This window comes from Micromonospora sp. LOL_024 (assembly GCF_048060415.1).
Lineage (GTDB): Bacteria > Actinomycetota > Actinomycetes > Mycobacteriales > Micromonosporaceae > Micromonospora.
Map to the genome: position 1 here is coordinate 1 of NZ_JBHMIS010000081.1, position 6162 is coordinate 6162.

At 69.1% G+C, this 6162-nt stretch carries 8 protein-coding genes; 1 reads left to right on the forward strand and 7 read right to left on the reverse strand.

All coding sequences use genetic code 11. The features are described from left to right. The 7 genes from ACFHWY_RS27765 to ACFHWY_RS27795 all read right to left on the reverse strand — a co-directional run. On the reverse strand, positions 1-196 hold a 196-nt coding region (locus ACFHWY_RS27765; protein WP_416583206.1), incomplete at its 3' end, for a hypothetical protein. 314 nt (positions 197-510) lie between these two features. Beyond that, entirely contained in the window at positions 511-1119 is a 609-nt protein-coding gene (locus tag ACFHWY_RS27770; RefSeq protein ID WP_416583207.1) for a hypothetical protein, read from the reverse strand. An 11-nt stretch (positions 1120-1130) separates the two neighbouring features. Beyond that, on the reverse strand, positions 1131-1787 hold the full coding sequence (locus ACFHWY_RS27775) for a GNAT family N-acetyltransferase (RefSeq protein ID WP_416583208.1): 657 nt from the start codon (positions 1785-1787) through the stop codon (positions 1131-1133). Positions 1788-1800: 13 nt separating this feature from the next. Further along, complete coding sequence (locus ACFHWY_RS27780) at positions 1801-3294, reverse strand: APC family permease (RefSeq protein WP_416583209.1); 1494 nt, start codon at positions 3292-3294, stop codon at positions 1801-1803. Between the two features lie 45 nt (positions 3295-3339). Next, complete coding sequence (locus ACFHWY_RS27785; RefSeq protein WP_416583210.1) at positions 3340-4089, reverse strand: GOLPH3/VPS74 family protein; 750 nt, start codon at positions 4087-4089, stop codon at positions 3340-3342. Continuing rightward, the gene (locus ACFHWY_RS27790; protein ID WP_416583211.1) at positions 4086-4319 is read right to left on the reverse strand and encodes a hypothetical protein; all 234 of its coding nucleotides are present in this window, start codon (positions 4317-4319) and stop codon (positions 4086-4088) included. The genes ACFHWY_RS27785 and ACFHWY_RS27790 overlap by 4 nt, the downstream gene beginning before the upstream one ends. Further along, complete coding sequence (locus ACFHWY_RS27795) at positions 4316-4591, reverse strand: hypothetical protein (RefSeq protein ID WP_416583212.1); 276 nt, start codon at positions 4589-4591, stop codon at positions 4316-4318. The genes ACFHWY_RS27790 and ACFHWY_RS27795 overlap by 4 nt, the downstream gene beginning before the upstream one ends. A 924-nt stretch (positions 4592-5515) precedes the next feature. Here ACFHWY_RS27795 and ACFHWY_RS27800 point away from each other — a divergent pair. Continuing rightward, positions 5516-6162: hypothetical protein (locus ACFHWY_RS27800; RefSeq protein ID WP_416583213.1), on the forward strand; the 647-nt coding region annotated here is incomplete at its 3' end.

The following is a 6162-nucleotide window of genomic DNA, read 5'->3' on the forward strand; positions in this document are numbered from 1 at the left end:
TCACCGCCGTGCTGACCATCAAGGCTGTGCGGCCCGGACGCCCCCGGTCCGACGCGAGACGTTTGGACGTGGTGCACCGCTCGCCCTGAAATGCGCCGCGCAAACCGTTTACTCGTAGTGAGCGTGTCATCCGGAAGACCAGCGCCGACCTGCGCGCGGCGATCGACAGCGGCAGCAGCATCCCGGGCAGCAGCACCAGCGGGGCGTAAGGTCGATGTTGAGCGTAGGCCCGACGTATCCCGCCCCTTTGCGTTCAGCACGAGAGCACACGACAGTCGGGACAGGCCCACCGGCGGGAAGGTGACCCAATCCTGGGATTGGCGCAAGCTACGGTCCGTGGGCTTGGAGCCGTCATGCGGGGTCGCCGCAACTCCCGCCGCGCCGCGTCAGTGCTCGCATCGATCGATAGTGCGGCCGAGCCGGGCATCATGTTGCAGTGGGTTGGTGCGGATCCGAGGGCTGCCGCGCCGTTGAGGCAGCCCCTCGGGGGCCGGGTGTCGAGGTGGCGGTTCAGCCGGTCACCGTGGTGAGCGGGACGGGTCGGCCGGCGCGACGTAGGGGCCACAGCTGTGGCCCGTCGACGAGGTGCAGCGGGGTGCCTGCGTGGTAGCCGTGTCTGGTCAGGTGGTTCCGGACCGTGATGGTGGTGGCGATGGTGTCGATCGGGTAGCCGAGCTGGTCGACCCGCTGGTGGTGGTGGGCGAGCAGTGCCTGACCGATGCCGTGGTGGCGGGCGTGGGGGGTGACGTGCAGCCAGGTCAGCCAGTGGTGCGGGGCGGCGGTGCGGTATCGGCGGGCCAGGGTGTGGAGGTGCTGGAAGCGGGTTAGGTGTCGGCCGGTGAAGGTGCTCAGGTGGTAGTCGGACAGCGGTGGCGCCTGCGGTGCGGGGTGGTGCCGCCAGACGGCGACGGCGGTCATGTCGACCGTGACATCGACGTGCCCCCATTCGACGGCGTGGTCGACCTCCATGGCGAGCAGGGCGTGGAAGATGTGCTGCCGCTCCGCCAGGTCCGGTACCAGCCATTGTGCGACCGAATCAGCGGCGACGGCATCGGTGAGCAGCGCGGCGATGGTGGCGACGTCGCCGGGCTGCGCGGGCCGGATGGGTGGCGCGGTCACGGTGGGGGCGGTCACAGGGGCCGCCGACGTGGCAGGGTGCGCGGGAAAGGGGTCCGGCCGCCGCTGATGGGGGCGCCGCGCCACATTCGCCAGATGATGGGCCCGCCGGTGGGGAGCACGATGGTGGGGCCGGCGGTGTAGCCGTGGCGCAGGTAGAGCCGCCGATTGCGCATGGTGGTGGCTTCCAGGTACGCCGGCAGACCGAGATCGTCGAGACGACGGTGATGGTCGGCGAGCAGTGCGGCGCCGATACCGCGGTTCTGCCGTGCCGGGTCGACGGCGAGGTAGGCGAGGTAGTGGTGCGGGTCGTCGGGGTGGAAGGCGTCGAACATCTCCTCCAGCAGCACGAACTTCGGCGCGTACACGCCCGCGATGGCCTCCAGCGACTCCAGCCGTTCACGGGTATCGGTCGAGGTGCGTTCGAGACGGGGGTGCCAGATCGCCACCGCCGTCTGGTCGCCCGTCGTGTAGACCTGCCCTTGCGTCAGGCCGTGGTGGAAGGCGTCGGTGAAGTACCGGTAGTAGACGGTTCGGCGGTCGGTCGGGTCGGGGATCAGCCAGTCGGCGACGGCGCCTTCGTGAAACGCCTCAGCGAGGACGCCGATCAGCGGTCCGGCGTCGGCTTCGGTGGCGGGGCGGACGAGCAGATTCGTGTTGGTTGCGGTCACAGCTTCCCTCAGGTCAGGCGGGTTGGCGAGCGAGGTCGGGGGCGCGCAGGGGTCCGGTGTCGCTGTCCGCGCCCAAGCCGATCGCCGCGTACACATCGGGGTTGGTGGTGCGCAGGATCAGTGCCCATGCGATGCCGAGTAGCGCGGCGGCGGCGTAGGCGGCGGGGAACGCCCAGCGCAGCGGTGAGTTCGGGGCCACGCCGAGGAGGGTGTCGAACTCGTGCAGGGTGACGGTGAGGATCCCGCCGAGCGCGACCGCGGCGATCCCCGGTGCGATCACCGACCGCCACGGTCCTTCGGTGTGAGCGGTGCGGGTGAAGAAGCCGATGACGGCGGCAGAGGTGAGGGTCATGAGGATGAGGACGCCGAGGCCGCCGGTGACAGTGATCCAGAAGAACAGGTGCACGATCGGGTCCGCCCCCGCGAGCGCGTAGCCGACCAGCACGCAGAAAGCGAGCGCACTCTGGACGAGGGAGCCGACCTTCGGTGCGCCGGTGCGACGGCTGGTGCGACCAAACACGGCGGGCAGCACCCGTTCGCGGCCGAGGGCAAACAGGTACCGCGCCACGGTGTGGTGAAACGAGAGCAGGGCGGCGAACAGGCTGGTGATGAACAGAACCCGGGCGACGGTGATGACACTCTGGCTCAGATACGGGGACACCAGGTTGAAGATGAGGTCGGTGCCGTCGGTGCGGGCCGCCTCGACGATGCGGTCGGGGCCGGTGGCCACGGACATCGCCCACGCGGACAGCCCATACAGCAGGCCGGTCACGGCCACGGCGATGTAGGTGGCGCGGGCGATCGTGCGGCGCGGGTCCTTGGTCTCCTCGGAGAACACGACGGTTCCTTCGAAGCCCACGAAGCCCGTGATCGCAGTGACCAATGCCGCACCGATCCCGGCGGCGAACACGTGCGTCGGGGCGAGGGCGTCGAAGCTGACGGTCCCGTCGGCAGGGTGGCTGACCATGATCGCGTCAAAGGTCAGTGCGACAACGCACTCAGCGACCAGCACGACGGCGAGGACGCGGCCGTTGAGGTCGATCCGCGCGACCCCAAGCACCGTGACGATGGCCCAGACGGCGAGGGCGCACATCCACCAGGTGAGCTGCCAGCCATACCGGTCGTTGAGGAACTGCGCGGTGACCGCGCCAGCCCCGCCGTACAACCCGATCTGCATTGCGTTGTAGGCGAGCAGGGCGACCATGGCGGCGCCGACGCCGGTGGGGCGGCCGAGTCCGCGGGTGACGTAGGTGTAGAAGGCGCCCGCGTTGACGATGCGGCGGGACATGGCCACGTAGCCGACCGCGAACAACGCCAACACTGCCGCGACCAGGAGGTAGGCGACGGGGATGCCGGTGACGCCGGTGACCGCGTACCCGGTGGTCGCGCCACCGGCGATGACGGTGAGGGGTGCGGCGGCGGCGATGACGAAGAACACCACCGACGGGATACCGAGCCGCCCACGCGCGAGGACAGCGGACACGGTGTCGGGTTTCGAGTGCAACATCGGCTCTCTCTCAGCCAAGAGGGATGGATAGGGAGGTGGTCGCACTCAGGAGGTGCGGTGGCTCAACACGGCGCCGCCGACGACGGCACCGAGGTCAGCGAGGAGTTCGCGTAGCGGGGCAGGGACCTGGTCGACCTGGTGGCGCAGGAACGCGCGGACGGCAAGGGGTGTGCCGTCGAGCAGGATCGGGTCGAGCTGCGTGTGCAACGCCAGACCCGCAAGGACTTGGTCGAAGGCGTTGAGCGGCTGGTAGTTGCGCAGCTGGAAGGACAAACGAGCCCAGGACCAGGCGGCCGTGTTCACGTCGGTGGGGACGTAGACGGTGCGCTGGCGCCACAGCCGACCGACCTGCTCCGGCCGCAGCAGCCCAAGCTGCCACATGCGGGTGATCACCTGCTCGCAGGCGGTGGTGGCGAGGAACGCCAACCACGTTCGGGTCGCGGTGTGACGCGGCTCGGCCACCAGACGGTCGAGGACAAGATGCTGCAGCCAGTCCTTCGGCGGGACCGTGTTGATCACCCGTACATGGCGGCCCTCGAAGGTGACCCGACCCTCCCGGTACAGCTCCGCCAGCAGCGCGGCGGCCAGGCCGTGTGCGGTCGCGGACTCGAACAGACGCGGACGTCCGGTCTGGTCGTCGTGGGCCAGGTAGAAGAACTCGTCGGCAAGACGCGTGGTGGTGTGGGCGGCGGCGCTGCCAACGGCGCGTACCGGCCGGGCCGGCTCTACTGGTGCCGGGTGTTCGTACAGGTGGGGTGCGTGGTCGTTGGATGCGCCGGAGGGTGTGGTGTTCACCGCGGCTGACCTTCCTCGGTCGACTCGTCAGAGGGGATGGGAAACCCGAGCTGCCGGAGAAGCTTTAGGCCGCCGGGGTGGCGGGCAAGTTCCTCGATCGCCCAGGCGTGTTGCCCGCATCCACCGGTCTGGCAGTGGAAGCAGGTACCGCCGTCGCGGTGCTGGAGCACCGTGTTGCGCGCTGATTCGAAGCAATCCACGGGGCGGTCACCGTCGTCGGTGCCGGTCATGAAACAGAACTCCGGCGGTGGAGTGTGGCCACGCTGACCCGAACCTCCATGCACGGCGGATGCCGGTCGACGTGCGGGTAATCGCACTCCGGACGGTGGCCGAGGATCCAGACCCACTCGTCGCTGCGGTTCGGCAGGTCGCGAACGCCAGCGACGGTGACGGCTACCGCGGTGCCGGGGGTGAGGTCACGGCCGTAGGACCAGTCGTTCGCTTCAAGTTGGAGCAGAGTGCCCGGGGCTACCTCGGGCAGGGGCTGCGGGCTGCGGTTCACGGCCGCGTCCTTCGACGCCCTCGATGTCGAGGGTCGGAGTCCAGGACAGGGCGATCGGAGTTCGCCCCGCACCGCCGGCCCCGATTGAGGGCACCATGGGGCAATGCGGCGTTTTCATCCCGGTCGCGAGGCGTCGATTCGCCACAGCTGGCGAAGCGCCTGGCTGCATCCTCGCAGTCAATGCCGAAGGGCCTGAACGGGTGCTCGCCGTCAGCAGGGACGAACCACTTGACGCGCACGGCCATCACCTTTCTGTGTGAAGATGCGTGGCCGGCTCGCGCTCTCGGACACGTTGCCCTGCTTGAGAAAGCGTTCAATCCGCCACCGATGTCCGAGACCTCCGCCGCCGCGACCTGCGCCTTCCGATCAAGCTGATGGGGCACGTCACCGACAGCCGACGGGATTGCCGCCGGCGATTCCGGCCGATCGGTGGCCATCGCCTGGCGTCCCGTCGAGGTCACACCCCACGCGGCGAGAAGCTTGGTCGCGGACAGCGGAATGGCCAGCCACAACGCCAGCCTCCGGGCAACACGCACAGCAGAACCCTTCAGATCGCACGGTCAACGACCCTTTGACACGGCGGAATGAGGAAAGCCGTGGCGCGGCGGCTCGACATGTGGCCGGCTGGCAGGATCGCGTGCCAACGGGACGACTAAAGGCGAGACCGACCGATGTCGGCCAGACCTGCCGGCGGGTTCCGACATTCCGGCGACAATCCCGGTCCGGGGATAGCGCCGGACGGCATTCACGGCGAAATGTCGGCGGATTGTCGGAGGTCAACGGCGTCTCTTATCGACATCGGTGACGACAGTTTCTGATGGCTTTGTCACCGCCCGCATCGGTTCGGCGGGCGGTGAGGGACCGCCGCCGCAGCGCGGCGCGCGGTCTCCCGGTGTCCACTGCCCCCTTGGGAAGGGATGCACCATGACCAGTCCATCGATGCCGCAGGTCGCCGAGGTCGGTCGTCGGGCCGCGGAGATCCTCGACCGGATGCGCGCCCACCCGGCCTACGACCGTTTGCACAGCTCGTCGATGAAGTACTCCACCTGTTGGGCCACGTTCACCGGGTACCCGGCGATCAGCCGCTGGTCGCTGGAGCGTGACGCCGGGCCGCTGCTGGACGAGGCGCTGCGGGTGCTGGCGCTCAAGGCAGCAGTGTTCGAGTTGACCGGCGGCGACGAGCAGGCCGCCGAGTTGCTGGTGCCGGCGCCGGTGGACGAGATGGTCCACGCGGTGCTGGCGCAGTTCACGCTGATGACGCGGATGCAGGCCGACCTGGGCGTGGTCTTCCCCCACGCCACAGAGTTGGAGGAGTTCACCTACACCCGTGGGTGTGTCACCGACGCCTACTACGCCGCTGCGGGGTGGGGTGAGCAGCCGCTGCGGTACTGGCTGGACTCAGCCGAGGTGACCCGGCGCCTGGACCTGCTCAACACCCGCTACCAGGCGGCCGGTCTCGGCCGCGACGGGCGTAGCCACGATTTCGACTTCGACCAGCCGGAGCTGGTCGCCCGACGGAAGGTGCGTTCGCTGGGCACCGTGTACCGGCCGGACAACGGGTTGAACCGAGC

Coding starts and splice junctions, on each gene's coding strand:
- ACFHWY_RS27790 (WP_416583211.1), bottom strand. CDS start 4,319: ATGACCGGCACCGACGACGGTGACCGCCCCGTGGATTGCTTCGAATCA.
- ACFHWY_RS27780 (WP_416583209.1), bottom strand. CDS start 3,294: ATGTTGCACTCGAAACCCGACACCGTGTCCGCTGTCCTCGCGCGTGGG.